Source organism: Neptuniibacter sp. QD34_54, from assembly GCF_047778055.1.
Lineage (GTDB): Bacteria > Pseudomonadota > Gammaproteobacteria > Pseudomonadales > Balneatricaceae > Neptuniibacter.
The window spans coordinates 286337-305341 of sequence record NZ_CP180546.1 but is presented as its reverse complement, the minus strand read 5'-3'; the positions used below and the strand labels follow the sequence as shown (position 1 = coordinate 305341).

19 protein-coding genes are annotated in these 19005 nt (G+C 43.5%); 8 read left to right on the top strand and 11 right to left on the bottom strand.

Annotation, left to right across the window (positions count from 1 at the left end; genetic code table 11):
- Positions 1 to 14: 14 nt before the first annotated feature.
- The 4 genes from ACMXYP_RS01305 to lptM are packed head-to-tail and all read right to left on the bottom strand — an operon-like array spanning position 15 to position 2942.
- Complete coding sequence (locus tag ACMXYP_RS01305) at positions 15 to 698, bottom strand: DUF484 family protein (RefSeq protein ID WP_415883210.1); 684 nt, start codon at positions 696 to 698, stop codon at positions 15 to 17.
- On the bottom strand, positions 695 to 1537 hold the full coding sequence (dapF, locus tag ACMXYP_RS01300) for a diaminopimelate epimerase (protein WP_415883209.1): 843 nt from the start codon (positions 1535 to 1537) through the stop codon (positions 695 to 697). The genes ACMXYP_RS01305 and dapF overlap by 4 nt, the downstream gene beginning before the upstream one ends.
- Before the next feature lie 9 nt (positions 1538 to 1546).
- Positions 1547 to 2803, bottom strand: a complete 1257-nt coding sequence (lysA, locus tag ACMXYP_RS01295; RefSeq protein WP_415883208.1) for a diaminopimelate decarboxylase — start codon at positions 2801 to 2803, stop codon at positions 1547 to 1549.
- 10 nt (positions 2804 to 2813) lie between these two features.
- The gene (lptM, locus tag ACMXYP_RS01290) at positions 2814 to 2942 is read right to left on the bottom strand and encodes an LPS translocon maturation chaperone LptM (protein WP_415883207.1); all 129 of its coding nucleotides are present in this window, start codon (positions 2940 to 2942) and stop codon (positions 2814 to 2816) included.
- A gap of 216 nt (positions 2943 to 3158) precedes the next feature.
- Here lptM and cyaY point away from each other — a divergent pair, with 216 nt between their 5' ends.
- Positions 3159 to 3491, top strand: coding sequence for an iron donor protein CyaY (gene cyaY, locus ACMXYP_RS01285; protein WP_415883206.1), 333 nt, complete (start codon positions 3159 to 3161; stop codon positions 3489 to 3491).
- A gap of 1 nt (position 3492) precedes the next feature.
- Positions 3493 to 4059 carry an SIS domain-containing protein gene (locus ACMXYP_RS01280; RefSeq protein WP_415883205.1) on the top strand — a complete coding sequence of 189 codons (567 nt, stop codon included), beginning with the start codon at positions 3493 to 3495 and terminating at the stop codon, positions 4057 to 4059.
- A 13-nt stretch (positions 4060 to 4072) separates the two neighbouring features.
- Here the strand turns inward: ACMXYP_RS01280 and waaA are convergent, their stop codons facing one another.
- A complete protein-coding gene (gene waaA, locus ACMXYP_RS01275; RefSeq protein ID WP_415883204.1) occupies positions 4073 to 5350 on the bottom strand; it encodes a lipid IV(A) 3-deoxy-D-manno-octulosonic acid transferase in 1278 nt (425 codons plus the stop codon).
- Between the two features lie 90 nt (positions 5351 to 5440).
- Here waaA and ACMXYP_RS01270 point away from each other — a divergent pair, with 90 nt between their 5' ends.
- Both ACMXYP_RS01270 and ACMXYP_RS01265 read left to right on the top strand, forming a co-directional pair.
- Positions 5441 to 6616: an FAD-dependent oxidoreductase gene (locus ACMXYP_RS01270; protein ID WP_415883203.1), complete on the top strand. Its 1176-nt coding sequence runs from the start codon at positions 5441 to 5443 to the stop codon at positions 6614 to 6616.
- Positions 6613 to 7416 (top strand): aldo/keto reductase, encoded by an 804-nt coding sequence (locus tag ACMXYP_RS01265; RefSeq protein ID WP_415883202.1) that lies wholly within the window; start codon positions 6613 to 6615, stop codon positions 7414 to 7416. Before ACMXYP_RS01270 ends, ACMXYP_RS01265 begins: the two co-directional genes overlap by 4 nt.
- 25 nt (positions 7417 to 7441) lie before the next feature.
- On the opposite strand, the gene hldE is transcribed toward ACMXYP_RS01265, so the two are convergent.
- Positions 7442 to 8875: a bifunctional D-glycero-beta-D-manno-heptose-7-phosphate kinase/D-glycero-beta-D-manno-heptose 1-phosphate adenylyltransferase HldE gene (hldE, locus tag ACMXYP_RS01260; protein WP_415883201.1), complete on the bottom strand. Its 1434-nt coding sequence runs from the start codon at positions 8873 to 8875 to the stop codon at positions 7442 to 7444.
- A 24-nt stretch (positions 8876 to 8899) separates the two neighbouring features.
- Positions 8900 to 10660 (bottom strand): lipid A export permease/ATP-binding protein MsbA, encoded by a 1761-nt coding sequence (gene msbA, locus ACMXYP_RS01255; protein WP_415883200.1) that lies wholly within the window; start codon positions 10658 to 10660, stop codon positions 8900 to 8902.
- A gap of 131 nt (positions 10661 to 10791) precedes the next feature.
- On the opposite strand from msbA, the gene ACMXYP_RS01250 reads away from it, so the two are divergent.
- From ACMXYP_RS01250 to ACMXYP_RS01235, 4 genes are all read left to right on the top strand, one after another.
- Entirely contained in the window at positions 10792 to 11709 is a 918-nt protein-coding gene (locus tag ACMXYP_RS01250; RefSeq protein ID WP_415883199.1) for a lipid A biosynthesis acyltransferase, read from the top strand.
- 12 nt (positions 11710 to 11721) lie between these two features.
- On the top strand, positions 11722 to 12501 hold the full coding sequence (locus ACMXYP_RS01245) for a glycosyltransferase family 32 protein (RefSeq protein WP_415883198.1): 780 nt from the start codon (positions 11722 to 11724) through the stop codon (positions 12499 to 12501).
- 49 nt (positions 12502 to 12550) lie between these two features.
- Positions 12551 to 13657 (top strand): glycosyltransferase family 4 protein, encoded by a 1107-nt coding sequence (locus ACMXYP_RS01240; RefSeq protein ID WP_415883197.1) that lies wholly within the window; start codon positions 12551 to 12553, stop codon positions 13655 to 13657.
- Between the two features lie 195 nt (positions 13658 to 13852).
- The gene (locus ACMXYP_RS01235; protein WP_415883196.1) at positions 13853 to 15139 is read left to right on the top strand and encodes an O-antigen ligase family protein; all 1287 of its coding nucleotides are present in this window, start codon (positions 13853 to 13855) and stop codon (positions 15137 to 15139) included.
- Here the strand turns inward: ACMXYP_RS01235 and ACMXYP_RS01230 are convergent.
- The 4 genes from ACMXYP_RS01230 to ACMXYP_RS01215 are packed head-to-tail and all read right to left on the bottom strand — an operon-like array spanning position 15129 to position 18958.
- On the bottom strand, positions 15129 to 16433 hold the full coding sequence (locus ACMXYP_RS01230; RefSeq protein WP_415883195.1) for a hypothetical protein: 1305 nt from the start codon (positions 16431 to 16433) through the stop codon (positions 15129 to 15131). The genes ACMXYP_RS01235 and ACMXYP_RS01230 overlap by 11 nt on opposite strands.
- A 27-nt stretch (positions 16434 to 16460) precedes the next feature.
- The gene (locus ACMXYP_RS01225) at positions 16461 to 17444 is read right to left on the bottom strand and encodes a glycosyltransferase family 9 protein (protein ID WP_415883194.1); all 984 of its coding nucleotides are present in this window, start codon (positions 17442 to 17444) and stop codon (positions 16461 to 16463) included.
- Entirely contained in the window at positions 17434 to 18225 is a 792-nt protein-coding gene (locus tag ACMXYP_RS01220) for a glycosyltransferase family 2 protein (RefSeq protein WP_415883193.1), read from the bottom strand. The genes ACMXYP_RS01225 and ACMXYP_RS01220 overlap by 11 nt, the downstream gene beginning before the upstream one ends.
- Positions 18218 to 18958 carry a hypothetical protein gene (locus ACMXYP_RS01215; RefSeq protein WP_415883192.1) on the bottom strand — a complete coding sequence of 247 codons (741 nt, stop codon included), beginning with the start codon at positions 18956 to 18958 and terminating at the stop codon, positions 18218 to 18220. The genes ACMXYP_RS01220 and ACMXYP_RS01215 overlap by 8 nt, the downstream gene beginning before the upstream one ends.
- Positions 18959 to 19005 lie beyond the last annotated feature (47 nt).

Sequence of the window (19005 nt, the reverse complement as noted above, 5' to 3'; positions counted from 1 at the left end):
TCCCCTATCTTTCTTTAATGATCCTGCTGACGCAGAATACGAGAAGCTACGCGGCTTAATACTTCACCAACATAGCTTAGCAATACTGTGCCTTGGCTACTGGTAAAGTAGTTTGCATCAAAGCTACCAATTGCCAACAAACCTAAAGTCTCTCCCTGCACCAACGGTACAACTGCAGCGGATTGAACTTTGACTGCTTCATCACCGAAAATGAATTCATTTTCCGCATCAGACAGGCGTCCACAACTCGGTAGATTAGTACCTACCAAACTATCAATCACCGCAGCATCTTCACGCAGAGTAAGTCGAAGGTTATTCACATCTAGAGGTTTGCTCGTGAACAAAATCAACGCTGTGCTATCGCTAGCAAAGTCCTGACATAAGCTTTCATCAATCGCTACAGCAATATCATCAAGCGTTTCAGCTTCCAGTAATGCCAACACCATACGTTTGGTCTTTTCGAACTGCAGATCATTATGCCGTGCAATGTCGATCAAATCAGAAAGGTGCGCTGTTAGATTCTGGTTTTTTTCACGAAGAACCGTAGTTTGACGCTCAACCAAAGAGACAGCTCGACCTGTCTCATGAGGTACGTGTAATTTTTCCAGTAATTTTGCATTACCTGTGAAAAAGTCAGGGTGTTGCTGGAGGTATTCCGCTACCTGAGCTTCGCTAATCTGTCCTGTTTCTTCACTCATACGAAGATCTGTCCTTCATAAACCGTTGTTGCTGGCCCTGTCATAATAACGGGATGGCCTTCACCCTGCCACTCGATCTCAAGATCGCCACCAGGAAGATGAACTGTCACAGGCATATCGAGCAGACCTCGCAATTTTCCTGCAACAACCGCAGCGCACGCACCGGTACCACAAGCAATCGTTTCACCAACACCACGCTCAAATACACGCAAATTAACTTCATTGCGCGCCAATACCTGCATAAAACCGATATTCGCTTTTGCAGGGAAGCAGGTATGAGGCTCTAGCACTGGGCCCAATGTTTCTACTGGCGCTGTTTCGGTGTTATCCACAACCAAAACCCCATGCGGGTTGCCCATAGATACCGCACTTAATTCAACTGTTTCAGCTTCGCCTTGATGGTCAACCTCAACAGGGTAAGTAATTGCTTGCTGGTCGGCCGCAAAAGGGATCTCTGAAGGCTGCAATATAGGCTGACCCATATTGACCTCAACTCGCTTATCTTCGCGAATTTTCAGGCACATACGGCCATTAGCCGTCTGCACGACAACTTCGGACTTACCCGTTAAGCGCTTATCGCGAACAAACTTGGCGAAGCAACGGGCACCATTACCGCAGTTCTCTACCTCTGAGCCATCTTGATTGAAGATCCGGTAACGAAAATCCACATCTGGATCTGAAGGTGGCTCAACGATTAATAGCTGATCGAATCCAACACCAAAGTTACGATCACCAAGCTTTTTTACCAGTTTAGGCGTAACTTTTACGCGCTGGGTCACTAGATCCAGCACCATAAAGTCATTACCTAAACCGTGCATTTTGGTAAAACGGACTAACATCAATAACCCCTAACGATCCTTAGGTAACAGCTGTTCACCCTTAACTAGATCAGCCAGAGTTTCACGCTTGCGAATCAGGTGGAATTGATTGTCATCTACCATCACTTCAGCAGGACGACCACGGCTGTTGTAGTTAGATGCCATAACAAAACCATAAGCACCTGCAGAACAAACGGCAAGTAAATCACCCGCATCTAGTGTTAGCGCACGATCTTTACCTAAGAAGTCACCCGTTTCACAAACAGGACCTACAAGGTCCCATTGTTTCTCTTCACCACCTTCGCGCAACATTACCGGAACAATCTCCTGATAAGCGCTGTATAAAGATGGACGGATCAAGTCATTCATTGCACCATCAATGATTGCGAAATTTTTCTCGCCAGTGCACTTCAAAAACTCAACACGAGTCAACATTACACCGGCATTGGCCGCGATAGAACGACCAGGCTCAAAAATCAGCTCAAGGTCACGACCTTCAACTTTCTTAAGAACTTCAGAAATATACTCTTGAGGCGTTGGAGGCACTTCATCGGTGTAACAAACACCTAGACCACCGCCCAAATCCAAATGCTTAATTGTGATGCCTTGCTCAGCTAACTGATCTACTAGTACCAATACACGATCGAGTGCATCTAGGAATGGAGTAACTTCCGTTAGCTGACTGCCGATGTGGCAATCCATACCGACAACATCAACATTTTCCATCTGAGCTGCGCGGCCATAAATGCGTACAGCTTCATCAATATCGATACCAAACTTATTCTCTTTCAAACCTGTAGAGATATAAGGATGGGTACCTGCATCTACGTCTGGGTTCACACGGAATGAGATCGCAGCCACTTTGCCTTCAGCACCAGCGACTTCGTTTACACGCTCAAGCTCAGCTTCTGACTCAATGTTAAAGCAACGAATACCTACTTCGAGAGCACGCGCAATCTCTGCTGGCTGTTTACCAACACCTGAGAAAACAACTTTGGAAGCATCGCCACCTGCACGTAGAACACGTTCTAGCTCACCGGCAGATACGATATCGAAACCTGCACCGAGGCGCGCAAGTACATTTAGCACTGCAATGTTGGAGTTAGCTTTTACAGCATAACACACTAATGAGTCATGCCCTTCTAATGCATCTGCGTATGCTAGGTAAGCACGCTCAAGTGCATCACGAGAATACACATAGGTTGGTGTACCAAACTCTTCGGCAACGCGTGTTAAAGCAATTTCTTCACAGCAGAGCTGCCCATTTTTATATTCGAATGAATCCATGAAAATTCTCTTACTTCTGCTGTGACTTTTTCTGATTTTCTGCATCAGGCAGATACAAAGGGCCTTTCTGGCCACATCCACCCAGTACTAACATACTGAGCAGGACAACTAATCCAATTCGTTTGGTCTGCGTTTTCACAGTGGGAATCCCATTAAACGGTCTAATGCGTCGATTATACCTAGTTCACAGAGATTTCATAAAAACGTTTTTCATATCCAAGTAGATATACAGAAAAAACTGCCTTTTAATCGATAATTTTGGGAGTTAATGAGAACCATTCTTCGGCTTTTAGCTATTGCTTGATATACTTCGCCTCTATAAACACGATTTCAAGGCAACTACGCCGGAGTATACATGACTGAAAGCGAATTTAACGATCTGGTTGATGAAACATTAGAACAGATTGAAGAAGTGCTAGATGATGCAGAAACCGATATTGATGTTCAGTTCGGCGGTGGAATCTTAACGATCATCTGTGAAAACCGCACTCAGCTTATTTTTACCCGTCAGGCTCCTGTTAAACAACTATGGTTAGCAACCAAGAGCGGTGGTTTCCACTTTGACTATGATGAAAACCTTAACAGCTGGGTTTTGGATAGCGACGGCCAAAAGCTTGAAGATTTCTTCGGTAAAGCCTTTGCTGAACAAGCGGGTGAAACTCTGATTTTCGATCTATCTGGAGCTTAATATGTCATTCTCAAATGCGCTACAACGCCACTTTGACACCTTTAACCAGTTAGACAAAATTGCTGCTGATAGCCAACTTCTGGCCGATCAAATAGAGCAATGCTTCGACCAAGGCGGCAAATTGATCTTTATGGGTAACGGCGGCAGCGCAGCCGACAGCCAGCATCTAGCAGCTGAGTTTGTTGTACGTTACAAAGCGGAACGTCGCCCACTAGCAGCGATAGCACTTACGGTTGATACTTCGATTCTTACCGCTCACAGCAACGACTACAGTTATGATTCTGTTTTCACTCGTCAGCTACAAGCATTAGCCAAGCCTGAAGACCTGATCATCGGCATATCAACTTCAGGCAACAGTGCTAACGTCATTGATGCAATTGAAGCGGCGAAAGAGATCGGTTGCACCACTTGGGCTTGGACAGGCTCTCACGGTGGTAAGCTAAACGATATTGCCGACCACCTAATCCGCGTACCATCTGATGAAACAGCACGCATTCAAGAAGCCCACATTTTTGTAGGCCACTGGTTGTGCGAAGAGATGGACAGACGAACCACTAGCAACGCCTAATGGTTCGTACGCATTAATTTCTATTAATGCAGACCCGCTCAGTCAAGGCGTATAAACGATCCAATGCGCCTTGATTTTCCCTCACAAATGCCTGACCTAACTCGCCAATTCTCTCTCTTTCAACAGGCGCGTGTATCAACTTCTCAGCCTGTCGAAGCAATGCAGGTTCATCTTCGACTACAACCAACCCGCCAGCTTCGCGTAATGAGTCACAAATAACTTGGAAGTTAAAGAAGTGCGGCCCCATAACAACGGCTTTCTTTAAAACTGCAGGCTCCAATGGATTATGCCCACCGCGCTCGATTAAGCTACCGCCAACAAACGCAATATCAGCCGCCGCTAACAGTTTCATAAGCTCCCCCATAGTATCGCCAAGATACACTTGAGTTTTAGGGCTCGGTTGTTGACCTAAGCTACGACGCGCTAACTTAAAGCCCTGTTGTTTTATAAGCTCTGCAACACCGTCAAATCGTTCCGGGTGGCGAGGAACGATAACCAGCAATAGCTCAGGAGTGCTCTCCAATAGCTTGTGATATACATTTAAAATCGCACTTTCTTCGCCTTCATGCGTACTGGCAGCAATAAAGACTGGTCGATCTAAACCCCACATTTCTCGCAGGGCGACTGCCAAACGCTCACTCCCTTCTGGAGCTGAGACATCAAATTTGATGGAACCTGTTACCTCCAAAGCGCTCTTTGGAAGGCCTAAATCAACGAAGCGCTGACCATCAACACTATTTTGCGCAGCTATCTTAGTGATCTGCTTTAGCATCTGATCAGCCATATTGCTGAAACGAGCGTAACCTTTTGCAGATCTTGCCGACAAACGCGCATTGGCGACCAACACTGGCACATCATGTTTGGCACAACCTGCAATCATATTTGGCCATAATTCCGTTTCAACGACCACACAACCGCGCGGTTTCACTTTGGAAAGAAAACGATTAATCGCACAAGGCGCATCATAAGGGCAGTAATAGTGAGTAACACTATCACCAAAAGTATCGATGATTCTTTCAGCTCCCGTCGGAGTCATAGTAGTCATCACAATGGGCAGCTGCGGATAGCGGGCTTGTATCAGCTTAACGAGAGGAATTATCGCCAGTGCCTCACCGACAGAAACAGCATGAATCCATAAAGGACGATCGTCAAAGGCTGGCGATTGCATAAAACCAAGTCGCTCTTGCCAACGCTGGCGATAAGCAGGCGCCTTACGACCTCGCAACCATAACTTCAGCAAAATAAACGGTAGAGCGATATAAAACAGGCAAGTATAGAGAGTGCGATTCATAAAAAGTAAGCACGCCAGTCGACAATAAAGTCGCCTAGTATAACACGCATCGGCTAGCTCCTAAGCGCCCTCATGCTTATAATGCCGTCTATGAATACACTTAAACTTGATCTCATAATCGTGGGCGGCGGCGTTGCTGGCCTTTGGCTTCTCAATAGAGCAGTAAAAGATGGTTTAAATGCCATTTTGCTAGAAAAAGACACCTTAGGAGGCGGACAAACCATCCGTGCACAAGGGATCATTCATGGCGGTACCAAGTATGCGCTAAACGGCGTACTGACCCAAGCATCCAATACAATCAAAGAGATGCCGCAACGCTGGCGTGATTGCCTAAATGGCAACGGCGAAGTAGACCTCACCTCTGTAGAAGTCTTATCTGAGGCTCACTATATGTGGTCTAAAGGCTCTTTAGGCTCTCGCATGACCACCTTCTTTGCGACCAAAGCCTTTCGCGGACGTGTTGAAGAGGTATCCAAATCAGATCGCCCTAAAGTGTTTTCAAACTCCAAATTTAAAGGGTCTCTCTACCGTTTGAATGAGCTGGTATTAAACGTACCAACCGTGATTGATGCACTAAGAGCACCTGTTGAAGATCGCATATTCAAAGCGGATTTGAACCAAGCTGAAATCCAGATTCATGATCAACAGATTCAGAGCATCACCTTTAAGAAGCATGACCTAACACTTGAAACAGCTCAGCTGGTAGTGACCTCTGGTGAAGGCTACGAATCTATTGCTAGTCAATTATCGCTCGAACAGCCTGAGATGCAAAAACGCCCTTTGCATATGGTAATGGTCAAGCACGACCATAATTTGCCTACGTTTGCCCACTGCATCGGTACTGGCAGCAAACCAGTAGCAACGATTACCACACACCCTTGCAGTGATGGCAAACAGGTTTGGTACCTTGGCGGCGATGTTGCCGAAACCGGGTTAGATCGCTCTCCATCTGAACAGATTCAATTTGCTAAAAAAGCTATTTCAGATTTACTCCCTTGGGTCGACCTTTCAGATGCGCAATGGAGCACATTCCATGTCAATCGTGCTGAACCAAAGCAATCATCTCTATCAAGGCCCGATTCTGCTTTCGCGCAGAAAGTCGGCAATTGCATCGTGGCTTGGCCAACAAAATTAGCGCTATCGCCTGATTTAGCCGATCAGGTACTACCATTATGCGATAAAGTACCTTCTGATACCGACCTTTCGCCCCTAAAAGTACTTCCTAAGCCAGAAACTGCACAGCCTTTATGGGAGAGTGAGTTTTGATTAAACACGAGCTAGCTCAAACAGGTTTAAAGATCTCACCTATCGGTCTAGGCACTGTAAAAATCGGTCGTGATAAAGGCGTCAAATACCCAACAGGCTTTACCATCCCTGATGATAAAGCAGTTCTTGATTTAATCGCACAAGCTAAAGATTTAGGCATCAACCTGATCGATACAGCCCCTGCTTATGGTAATAGCGAAGAGCGCTTGGGCCCTTTACTTCAAGGGCAACGTAACGACTGGCTTATCTGCTCAAAAGTCGGTGAAGAGTTCGACAATTCGACTGGTGAATCCGGCTTCAATTTCACGCCGGAGCACGTGCAATACAGTGTAGAGCGCAGCCTTAAACGCTTACACACGGATTACATTGATATGTTACTGGTACACTCTGATGGAAATGATGTAGAGATCATCCGCAAGTACGGTATTTTGGATGTTTTAGAGGCACTAAAACAGTCAGGCAAAATCCGCGCGACTGGTATGTCGACGAAGACCGTAGAAGGCGGATTATTAGCTTTAGAGAAATCTGATTGCGCGATGGTGACTTACAATCTAAACCATCGAGATGAAGAAGCCGTGTTGGACTACGCAGCCCAAAACAATAAAGGCATATTGCTTAAAAAGGCACTCGCTTCTGGCCATATCTGCCTAGACCAAACCCAAGATCCTATTCAAGCAAGTTTTGACTTTATCTATGCCCATCCTGGCGTGACTTCAGCCATTATCGGCACAATCAATCCAAAGCATCTAGCGAGTAATGTGAACGCGGCTAATTCCGCGCTCAGCAAACTTGCAATCTAAGCTAGCTTAAACGTGCGATAGCCGACTATTCGTCGCTATCGCCCTGAATTTTCTCAACAATGGCTGTAGTAGAGCAGTTATCTAGGAAGGAAAGCACTCTAACTTCACCACCATAGCTACGCACAAACTCACCGCCAACAACACCTTCAATGCCATAGTCACCACCTTTGACTAAGACATCCGGTTTCACCTGTTCCAGCAAACGTTCAGGGGTATCTTCAGTAAAGTACAGCACCCAATCGACCGCTTCCAAACCAGACAATACTGCCATGCGACGCTCAACCGGATTAATAGGACGACCCGGTCCTTTTAAGCGACTAACGGATTCATCACTATTGATCGCTAAGACAAGGCGATCGCCTTGCGCTCTTGCTTGCTCAAGATAACCAACATGACCCGCATGTAAAATATCGAAGCAACCATTAGTAAATACAATACTCTCGCCTGCAGCACGAGCATCAGCTAACGCAATTAGTAACTGCTCTTCAGTAACTACACCGCGCTCAGCACCTTGTTCTTTAGACACTGCTCGACGCAGTTCTGGTGCACTGATCGCCGCAGTACCCAATTTACCAACAACAATACTCGCCGCAATATTCGATAAAGCCACTGCATTAGTGAGTTCTTCACCCGCTGCTAAAGCTGAAGCAAGTGTTGAGATAACTGTATCGCCAGCACCTGTTACATCGAACACTTCACGTGCACGCGCAGGGAAATGAACCTCATCACCTTCAGCAGGAATCAAAGTCATACCATGCTCACTGCGGGTCACTAGCAAAGCGTCTAGCTCAAGCTCTTTCGCTAACGCCTGTCCTTTAGAAACAAGTTCTTCATCAGATACACAATGTCCAACAATTGCTTCAAACTCGGACAGGTTAGGCGTCAATAAGGTTGCACCGCGATACTTACTAAAGTCACTGCCTTTAGGGTCAACCAGCACAGGTACATTTCCTGCTTTTGCCGCATTAATTAAACCTTGGCAATCAGACAGAGTGCCTTTACCGTAATCAGACAGCACCAACACGCCAACATTACCTAATAAAGGTTCTAATTCTGATTGGATACTTTCGCTGTGTTCAGCAGAGAAAGCTTCTTCAAAATCTAAACGAATCAACTGTTGGTGACGACTGATAATGCGCAACTTAGTGATCGTTGGCTCTTCTTCGGTAATCGAAAAAGCACAGTTCACTCGAGCTGAGGTTAGCTGCTTCTGAAGTGCTTCACCTGCTTCATCTTTACCCACTAAACCGACTAAAGAAACACCTGCCCCTAGAGCAGTTACATTCAATGCCACGTTAGCAGCGCCACCTGGGCGATCTTCATTCTGCTCAACCTTTACCACTGGCACCGGTGCTTCTGGCGAAATTCTTGAGGTCGGCCCATGCCAATAACGATCTAGCATTAGGTCCCCTACAACCAGAACCTGTGCTTTATCAAAACGTGGCATATTGATTTTCATTCAATTTCTCCGTGACTAAGGTGCTCAGTCATTTTCAGTAAACTGCTTCTGGTAAAGATCCGCATACATTCCACCTTGCTCTAACAGCTCAGCATGCGATCCTTTCTCCATAATTTGGCCTTGATCCATTACGACAATTTGATCTGCAGACTCTATTGTTGAAAGTCGATGCGCGATCACCAAGGTCGTTCGTCCTTTCATTACGTTCTCTAAAGCTGCTTGGATATGACGTTCTGACTCTGTATCCAAGGCTGATGTTGCCTCATCAAGAATAAGGACAGGGGCATTTTTCAAAATCGCACGGGCAATCGCGATGCGCTGGCGCTGCCCACCTGAAAGTTTGGTACCTTTTTCACCTACATGAGTATCTAAACCATCAGGCATACGCTCGACAAATTCCATCACATGAGCGGCACGTGCTGCCTCAATGATTGCTGATTCCTCAACATCAGGATCTACTCCGTAGGCTATATTCTCACGAATTGTGCCATCAAATAGGAATACATTCTGAGTTACCAAAGCGATTTGAGATCGCAAAGAGGTCAACTCGTAGTCATCCAGCTTATGTCCGTTTAACAGAATTGCTCCACTGGTCGGTTCGTAAAAACGAGGGATCAAACTTGCCAATGTCGACTTACCACTGCCCGATCTACCTACTAGAGCTACCGTTTGTCCCGGCTCTACTTTCAGATTTAAGCGATTAAGCACGGGCTTATTTTCTAGGTAAGAAAAGCACAGATCTTTAAATTCAAGGCTACTGCTGCCCTTATCATTCTTCGCAATCACACTGCCGGAGTTGGTTTCTTCCACCTCGTCAACCAACTCAAAGATACTTTTTGCCGCAGCAATACCCCGTTGAATAGCACTATTAACTTCCGTTAATGCACGAAGAGGCTTTGCAATCAGGCCCGCTGCAATAATAAACGCTATAAACTGTCCAGCAGTCATATCGTTATTCATCATTGGGTGCAGAGCTAAGAAAATCAGGAGTGCTAAGGCACTGGAAACAATAATCTGAACAATAGGAACACTTAAACCTTCAGTGAACGCCAGTTTCAAACTTTGACGCAGATTCTGCCCACTAGCTTGTTCAAAACGCTCTCGTTCTTTGTCGCAGCCTCCAAATGTACGGACAATCTGAACGCCTTGAACGTTTTCAGAAGCGACGTGCGTTACATCCCCCATAGAATCTTGAATTCGATGACCTAAACGGCGAAATCGCTTAGATGCGATCATTACAACCAAAGCGATTAAAGGAGATACTGCTACAAAAACAAGAGTCAGCTGCCAATTCAGATAAAGCAGATAACCAAAGAGGCCTATAACTGTCATACCTTCTCGGACAGTCACTTTCAGAGAATCTGTAGCAGCCGTTGTTACTTGCTCTACATTATACGAAATTTTGGAAAGGATATGGCCTGATGAGTTATTGTGGAAATAATCCAGCGGTATTTGTAGCAACTTATCAAACATCACAAGCCTGAGCTGATGTACGACATTCCGCGCCACATACGCGGTAAAGAAATTACCCATAAAGGTACCTATACCACGGGCAACAGCAATGCCAATCACAGCTAATGGACCATAAATATATGTACCCTCTTTTGCCTCGCTGATGGCATCAATCAAATACTCCATCAATGCAGCAAAACCGGTTTGAGCACCGGCATAGAGGATAAACCCCAAGATTCCCAATAAAAAAGGTAGCCAATAAGGGCGAACATAGGTCAAAAGACGAAAATATATTTTCATCCCTACACCTTTCTCTTGGTCATTATTAGACATAGATGAGTATAAATCCTCAGAAATTAGGCCGGCATTATAACCTGACGATCTAACTTCCCCAACCTTCTCGCTGGCTGACGACCAAGGACACACGTATAATCAGCCCCTTATTGATCAAGATCTGATTGACTGTGAATAAAACTGAATCCTTTTTAACCCCCAAATACTGGCCAACTTGGCTAGGCGTTATTCTACTTAGAATGCTTGCGTTACTGCCTTTTAAAATGGGTTTAGCTTTCGGCCGTCTTCTAGGTATTGCTCTTTACTATTTACTACCAAAGCGCCGACACATCACGAATATTAACTGTCAGCTATGTTTCCCGGAGCTCAACGAGACGGAGCGTAACCAATTTGTTAGAGATGTGTTCAAAAATAACAGCATCGGTTTAGTAGAGACCGCTTGGTCATATTGGGGAAACAAAAAAGCTCTACAAGAGCGTACAGAATATCGCGGCTTTGAATTACTAGATGATGCATTGAACCAAGGGCGGGGCGTCATCTTACTTGGCGCCCATTATTCTCACTTAGATTTAGGCGGCATGCTCTTTTCTGGACATGGCGCTCCACTAATATCTATGTACCGCCAACATAATAATCCGTTAATGGAAAAAACAATCAGCGAAGGACGTGCTTCGTTTAGCCGCCCAATTGAGCGAAAACAATTACGAGAAATTATTCGCTGCCTCAAGAAAAATCAGGTTGTTTGGTATGGACCTGATCAAGATATGGGTCATAAAACATCGGTTTTTGTGCCTTTCTTTGGCCAAACCGCAGCTACCGTGACAGCTACAACTCGCATGGTCAAATTAAACAACTCTCCTCTTCTTTCCATGCAACAACGCCGCAAAGAAGACGATTCAGGCTACATTGTAGAAATTGTTCCTGTTGACAACTTTCCTAGTGGGGATGAAGTTGAAGATGCTAGATTGGTGAATTTAGCTGTTGAAGCAGGCGTAAGAAAAGCACCCACACAATACATGTGGGTTCACAAACGCTTCAAAACACAGTTAAATGGCAAGGAAAGCCCTTATCAAAAAACCTCTAAGTAGTAGGTAAACTCGATGAAATTGCCATTAAAAATTATCCTTGTTAACCGCTTGGCTAAAATCTCAGGGGCTTTAATAAAAGTTTTTTCCTTTATTTTTCACTTCATTTTCCCTAAGAAGCGCTTCACCATACCCAAGCAAAGCGCACCTCTTCGCGCATCCAAAAAAGAAACAAAAATCCCAAAAATCATTTGGCAAACCAATTATACCAATCGTGTCAGCTTACCTGTCTATTGCAATTACCTATTTAATCGTATTATCTCCCCTGACTTTGAATATCGGTACGTAAGCACAGAGGATCGTCTAACCTTTATCAAAGAAAATACCCCCCCTGAAGTTTCTGAAGCCTACGAAAGGCTCAATGATGGAGCGGCCCAAGCGGACTTATGGAGGATGATTACCTTACATCATCATGGCGGTGTTTATATGGATATCGATGCACATGCAGTATGGCCATTATCTGAAATGATTGAGGCTGACGCTGAAGAAGTTTTTTTACTTAACAAAGAACATTACACCAACTACTTTATTGCAAGCACACCCAAAAACCACTTCCTGAATACAACGATACATAACATAGTTCAGAACATCCAAAGCAAAAAGATTAGTGGAGGGGTCTATGACCTCACAGGTCCAACTGTTTTCAACGATGCAATTGGTGACGAACCTGTTAATTATCGATACTACAAAGTCACTTGTATTCAAGGCAGTTTTACCAATGAGCATTTCCAATATATCGATAAACCGAGAGGAAAATGGACTCATGTAAAAAAAGAAGACCTTCTTAAAAACTAGCTTCGAACAGCCAAAGCTAAACCCTAATATTTTCATTGGAACAACAGCAGTGAGCAAGCAAATTCTACAACTATGCCTATCACCCGATTTAGGGGGCCTTGAGCTTTACGTACAACGTTTGAGTCTATTCCTTAATGATCGCATTGCTACACATATTGCCATTGCTAAAAATAGTAAATTAGAGACTGTCCTATCTAATAATTCAGATCTAAAAGTGCTGATTCTGGATAAGTACGCATGGAAAAACATTTTCAAAAATGCCAAGAAACTAGCTAGATACATTGATGACTGCAAGATAGATCTCATTCATCTTCATTGGACGAAAGACCTTCCTTTATGCGTTCTAGCAAAAAAATTAAGCAAGCGACAACCTAAGCTTGTGCAAACTCGTCATATGAATATGACGCGTTTCAAGAGCGACTTTTATCATAGCTATCTCTATAAAAACCTTGATCTTATGATTGCTGTAACAAAGCAGGTTCAAGAACAAATTACTCAGTTCATCCCTCAAGAGATAAGACCAACAGTAAGAGTTTCTTATATCGGCGCTCCAATATACCAACCTCTGGATGAAACATCCCAAGAGGCTCTTAAAGAGAAGTATCAGCTTACAGATAGTTTTGTCATAACCCTTGCAGGTCGCATTGAACCAGCCAAAGGCCAAGAACTATTAATCGACGCATTACAAACGCTTAATAACCCGAATGTAAAAGTAATGTTTATTGGCCACCCCATGGATGAATGTTATCTGGAACAATTTAAAAAACAGATTGCTGCTAAAGAACTTACCCAGCAAGTAGTATTCACGGGGTTTGTAAGTAATGTCCAAGACCTCATGGCAATAAGCGACTGCGTTGTACTTGCAACAAATAAAGAAACATTTGGTATGGTTCTGGTAGAAGCCATGCATACTGGCACAGCTGTACTAGCCAGCAAAAGTGGCGGACCGTTAGAAATAATCAATCATGAACACGATGGTTTATTGTTTGAAAGCCAAAATTCAAATGATCTCTCAAAGAAACTAGCTGCTTATATCGAGATTCAAGACCTTCGAAACAAACTAGCAGTATCAGGCCGACAAAAAGCACTATCAAAGTTTGATAGCCAACAACAATTTAAAGAAGTGCTAGATTTAATTAACAACTCCATCAGATAAGTTCTAGAAAGCACTCAGACTCGACTTAAGCATGACAAGAAATCAAAATTAGATCTTCACCTCAACTGACTTTCCTTTAAAATACACCTCAGTGATGCAACTTCTCATTGCTTCATAAGCTCTACTTTTGAGGTTCAAGTAATAAAGCATAGGTTAGTAGAAAGACATCAACACCAAGATAGAATCGGGAATCAAATGTTAGCTAGCTTTAAAAACATGGACATTTTAGCCTTAGCTAGATATTACCTTACAGCTGTAACCTGTGGATTGATTGTTTTTTCCGTCACCTTTCAGAATAGCTACAACTTATTTTTCGCACTAATTTTCTTCTCATACATATTTTTTATCAGCACTGCAGTGCGCCAAAATATTAATCTAAGCCGTATTGAGAAAAGCCTTATCATCATCATGTGCCTGTATATTGCGGCCTTCATTTTAGAGGTATTCTTATTTGGCGAAAAAGCTCGACTTCTCGATAAACCAGCAAAAGTTCTTTTACTCATACCGCTTATCCCTATTCTAAATGCCGTAAAGTTAGAATATCGATATATAGTCGCAGCATTCACGATAAGCTCTGTAGCACTTCTACTTACGGCGGGATACGAAATATATATCCTTGACTACGACAGAGCTGGTCGTGACATTAACCCTATACAGTTCAGCGCCATTGCAATTAGCATCGCTTCCGTAGCTTTGTCTTTAGCCATGACAATAAAGAATACAAAAAAGGTCTGTCTCATTCCATTGGTATGCCTAGCTGCAGGGGGGCTATGGGCTGGACTTCTAAGCCAAAGTAAAGGCAGCATCATAGCTATACCCATAATCGCAGTATTAATTTGCTGCCTAATTTTATCCGAATTTCAGATAAGTAAAATAAAGGCAAGCATTTTCATTATTTTATTAATATCACTTTCAACTACAGCACTTTATAACAGCTCAATTCAAGAGCGTTTCCATAAATCTATCGAAAACACATTAGCCTTTAGCAAAGGATCCAAAACCGATACATCTAGTGGTATACGTTTGGGGCAATGGAAATTAGCATTAGAAGCTGGCCAGATATCGCCCATTATAGGTTTAGGCTATTCCGCATTTACTGAATATAAGAACCAACAGGTGATGGCCGGGCGATACGGTCAAGAATTACTCAACTACGATAATTCACATAATGCTTACGCCAACGCTTTTGCTCGACGAGGCGTGATAGGGTTACTAACTATAATCATTTTTCTAGGCTTCCCAATCTATATCGGGATGCAGGTTTGGAGACAAAAGCAAAAAGAACTGGCCCCTTTTGCTGTAGCGCTCTCTTCGTTCGGGTGTGTCTTTTTTATTGCAAATATCACTCAAGAAGTCATCTTCCTAAATACAGGTATCATTATGTATACAGGATTATTGGTGATATTAACCAGTATGCTAGCTGAACGGATTAAGGCAAGTGAGTCAGATCCAGCTGAAGAACAACTATCATCTAACCAATAATATAGATTGGACTGTCGGATATTCTGGCAGTCTCTTTACTCAATGTAACAGCTGACTTATCCATTAACTGCTTATTTTCAACGCTAATATTCTCTTGCTTCAGATACTCTTCCAAAGGCAGCTCAACCTCATTACCCCAAAGTACAGTAACATCTCTATCTGATTGACGGTCTTTGCAAGCAAGCCGATATACCTCTCCTTGCTTTTGGTAATGCCGTACTTCCACATTACCCAAAACATCGAGCATAGTTTTGTAAACCCAAAAGGCTTCGCGCTTACGCAAACCTTCTCGGCTATCAACCAAACCATAACCAGGCGCGATAAGTTGATGCCAATGAACAGACTCCACTCTCTGAGTAGCCATAGCCTGCAGATGGTAGCGAAGTAAAAAGTTCGCATAGTCGCTTTCACTTACACACTCAGTTTCGCTGGTAGGTGCCCAAGGAGCTGTATTGGATAGGGGCCAATTTGCTTCTGTCAGCAGTAATTTACTGGACGTTTTAGGACTTAATCTGGCGATACTGTGCAGGAGCGTAATTTTATTAAAGGTATCAAACACCTTCATTTGTGGATTCTCTGGTGCTCCACGTCGATCTACATAGAGAAGTGCTGCTACTTTATCGAACTTCAATTTAAAGCAATTAAAGAGAGCTCTAATCAGGTAAGGGTATTCAAAGTCGATAACTGAGGGGCCTAATAGCTTTAACCCATGGAACTGCTGATCTCGGACCTTCTGCACCACCTGATAAAACTGCAGATACTCAGCTACAGAGAAGAAGCCCCACTTAGAACGATTGATCGTGGTTCCAATTTGAAACTGGTTTACTAAAGGTGAGAAAACTTCAAAAACTCTGGCCATATCCTTAGCAAGTAGTTCATGATCATCAATATGCTGACGATCTTGCACTACCACTAAGAGAATCTCTTTCTCTCCAAACCCGGCCACAAACTGATAATACTCATCTATACGATCCATTTCCGACAGGAAAAATCGCACCTGTAAGCTTTTACAACCAAGTTCCTCAACTAACTCATATTGCTCTTCCCCTTTGTCTAAATTGACACAAAGAGAAAAGAAATGATCCGAAGACGGCTCCACTTTTCGATTAAAGAGCCAAGCGATTAGAGCTAAAGGAAAGACTAAGCAAGATGTCAAAAAGGTAAGCAGATAGTCCTTAAGATGCTTACGTTTCATCCGCTTTTTATAAGTTCTATCCGTGATGATTCGCGGTTGATCGGAATAGTGATCCCACGGGTGTAGATCATCATCTGAACTAGGTTTAGGCGCTGGCAAGACGCTCTCCTTCTAAACACATAGTTTTTAAACCTGCTCAGTTAATTGAAGTAGTTCTTCTTCAATTTCAGAGTACAGTTCGTCTGAATAGTCTTGAGGGACAGTAAAGTTATGCTGGTTTTCCGGTTGATTGACCGAAGCCCATCGAGCCGGAGAAGCAACCTTTACATCACCGAAGAAGGATATGGTTTTAAGATTAGATCCAGCGGCTAAATGCATAGGGCCCGTTGAAGTACTGACAAACAAAGAGAAATTACTCAACAGCAGAGCAAAGTCATAAACACTACCCTGAGAACGGTGCAAAACGGCCTTATCTCCTAGTGCCGCCGCTGCTTCAGCAAATAAAGATTCATCATCAGGGCCAAAGGTAAACACAACCCTATATTTTTCCTGTTGAATCACTGCTTGAGCAAGACGGATATAATCTTGCAGCGTTAGATTACCATCGGTACTCCCACCACTGCCTGGATGAAAAGCAACGATGGGGCGGTCACTCTCCAACTGATATTGCGCATTAAATGCTTCCAAAGCCCGAATTGCATCAGTCTTAGCAAAACCAAACAAAGGTGCCTGTATACCCGTCTCGATTTGGCTATCGAACGCTTTTAGAAGATCTAAGTTATAAGCAAACTCCGTTTTTTTCACCTGACTGCGACGCTGCTTAACTCGGCAGTTAAACCAGATTTGCGCCAGTTTAGTCGCCGGCCCTATACGCTTAGGAATGCCTGATCGCCACAAAAGAAAGCCTAATTGTGAGTCGATAAATGCAGAGATACTTACGGAGCACTTTGCATTCTTAACCGCCGCTAACGTAGCGCCAAGATTGTCAGGCTGATACTCAATCACCTCATCAATATAAGGTAACTGCTGCGCTAAACTGAGATTGACCTTAGACACTAAAGCAACCAAGCGCAGCTCTGGTCTAGCTGCCTTTAGGCATTGGAACATCGGCAAAGCAACAACGAAGTCGCCAATCTTGTCGTGGCGAGTAATTAAGACACTAGTTGTCATTAGCGTTCTCTATCCTACCTCTACTGTCTTTGGCTGCTTTATTCAACTCATACAGCTTCATATATTTATAAAAATTCGTCGCCATATGCGAAAAGGCGATAATCAATCCTGCAGACCCATCCATAAAACCACGCTTTAAGAAATAGGTTTTAAAGAACGAATAAATGCCATTCAAGCTGGCTTTAAGCGGCGAAGACTTCTTTATGCCTTGCTTATCTTCTGCAAAAAGAGAGGAGTACTTATCAAGCTTAACGATGAACTGAGAGATATTCTGATAAGGATAGTGACGAACCGTACCTGCTAGGTTTTCGACTTCGAAGCCTTCGGTGACAACAAGCTCATGCACTTTACTGCTATTAAAGTTGGTCTTGGTACGATCATACAGACGCACGATCACATCCTTACCCCAACAATGCTTAACTTCACGCTCTTTGTAAAAGTTACTGCGCGTAATTGAATACACCTTATCAGAGTCTAATGAGCGTTGTGCCAATGCAGAGATAAACTCATCGGTAAGCACTTCATCGGCATCCAATGACAGCACCCAGTCATGTTTGGCATAACTGGCAGCACGCTGTTTCGTTTCACCAAAACCTAAAAATGGCCCTTCGACCAAATTCACATTCTCGAAGTTGGAAACCAGTGATTGCGTGCCATCATCCGATCCATTGTCATAGATCACCACATCGGTAAAACAGGCCAAAGCTTCCAAAACCGGAACGATGGTGTCTGAACCATTTTTAACGATAATAACGCATGAAATATGATCGATATTAGTCATTAACGGGCTTACCTTTTAAGCGCTTCTTGAAGTTTTTAAAGCGTTTATTCTTGTTAGAAAAGAGCTTTACCTGCTCTGCAAAATCATCAGAAACAGTACTATGTTGAGCATACTCTTTTGCAATGACATCTAAATCTTCGTCTCTCGCCCAGAGTTTTTCAAAACCCCGTGCTCGCATTTCGTTATCGAGCTCAAGTTGGAGCATGCGATTAACATCAACAATCTTAAACTCATATCCACCATCAGCGAGCTTTCGGATTAAGATATTACCCGGCGAATAATCTTTGTGGAAAAATCCAGCATCGTGCAGCGCTAAAGAAAACCTCGCAAATGCTTTAAATACCTCAGGTCGATCCGGAAAATCTAAGTCCAGTAAGGGCTCACGGATGGTAAAATCATACGCGTAATGTTCACTGACAAAATAACTATTGGAGATTAAGCCTCCGTCAAAGTACTCGACATAAGCAACCGGCGTTGGTGTAAAGTCACCCAATAACAGAGAGTTCTGATAAGATTTTTCAGCTTTACTCGGCCTAAGATACGTATAGATACAACGCCTTAGTAAGTTCGGCACTTTGAAAGACTTCAAGACCAATGATTCATCTAAGCAATCAACTATCTTTAATTCATTCCGTGCTTTATGAATGGATGTATCACTGCTATCAAACAAAGCAGGCACATCTTTCAAAATCGCACTAAAGCGCTGACAATTTGGATTTACAACTGATTTCATAAGGTTAGATGCATCTCAATGGCCTAAACAGGATCAATGCGCTACTG

Excerpts from the sequence above, each read along its gene's own strand:
- ACMXYP_RS01305 (WP_415883210.1), bottom strand. The coding sequence starts at position 698 with ATGAGTGAAGAAACAGGACAGATTAGCGAAGCTCAGGTAGCGGAATAC.
- ACMXYP_RS01225 (WP_415883194.1), bottom strand. The coding sequence starts at position 17,444 with ATGACAACTAGTGTCTTAATTACTCGCCACGACAAGATTGGCGACTTC.
- waaA (WP_415883204.1), bottom strand. The coding sequence starts at position 5,350 with ATGAATCGCACTCTCTATACTTGCCTGTTTTATATCGCTCTACCGTTT.
- ACMXYP_RS01280 (WP_415883205.1), top strand. The coding sequence starts at position 3,493 with ATGTCATTCTCAAATGCGCTACAACGCCACTTTGACACCTTTAACCAG.
- ACMXYP_RS01220 (WP_415883193.1), bottom strand. The coding sequence starts at position 18,225 with ATGACTAATATCGATCATATTTCATGCGTTATTATCGTTAAAAATGGT.
- dapF (WP_415883209.1), bottom strand. The coding sequence starts at position 1,537 with ATGTTAGTCCGTTTTACCAAAATGCACGGTTTAGGTAATGACTTTATG.
- ACMXYP_RS01270 (WP_415883203.1), top strand. The coding sequence starts at position 5,441 with ATGAATACACTTAAACTTGATCTCATAATCGTGGGCGGCGGCGTTGCT.
- cyaY (WP_415883206.1), top strand. The coding sequence starts at position 3,159 with ATGACTGAAAGCGAATTTAACGATCTGGTTGATGAAACATTAGAACAG.
- lysA (WP_415883208.1), bottom strand. The coding sequence starts at position 2,803 with ATGGATTCATTCGAATATAAAAATGGGCAGCTCTGCTGTGAAGAAATT.
- msbA (WP_415883200.1), bottom strand. The coding sequence starts at position 10,660 with ATGTCTAATAATGACCAAGAGAAAGGTGTAGGGATGAAAATATATTTT.
- hldE (WP_415883201.1), bottom strand. The coding sequence starts at position 8,875 with ATGAAAATCAATATGCCACGTTTTGATAAAGCACAGGTTCTGGTTGTA.
- ACMXYP_RS01215 (WP_415883192.1), bottom strand. The coding sequence starts at position 18,958 with ATGAAATCAGTTGTAAATCCAAATTGTCAGCGCTTTAGTGCGATTTTG.
- ACMXYP_RS01245 (WP_415883198.1), top strand. The coding sequence starts at position 11,722 with ATGAAATTGCCATTAAAAATTATCCTTGTTAACCGCTTGGCTAAAATC.
- ACMXYP_RS01235 (WP_415883196.1), top strand. The coding sequence starts at position 13,853 with ATGTTAGCTAGCTTTAAAAACATGGACATTTTAGCCTTAGCTAGATAT.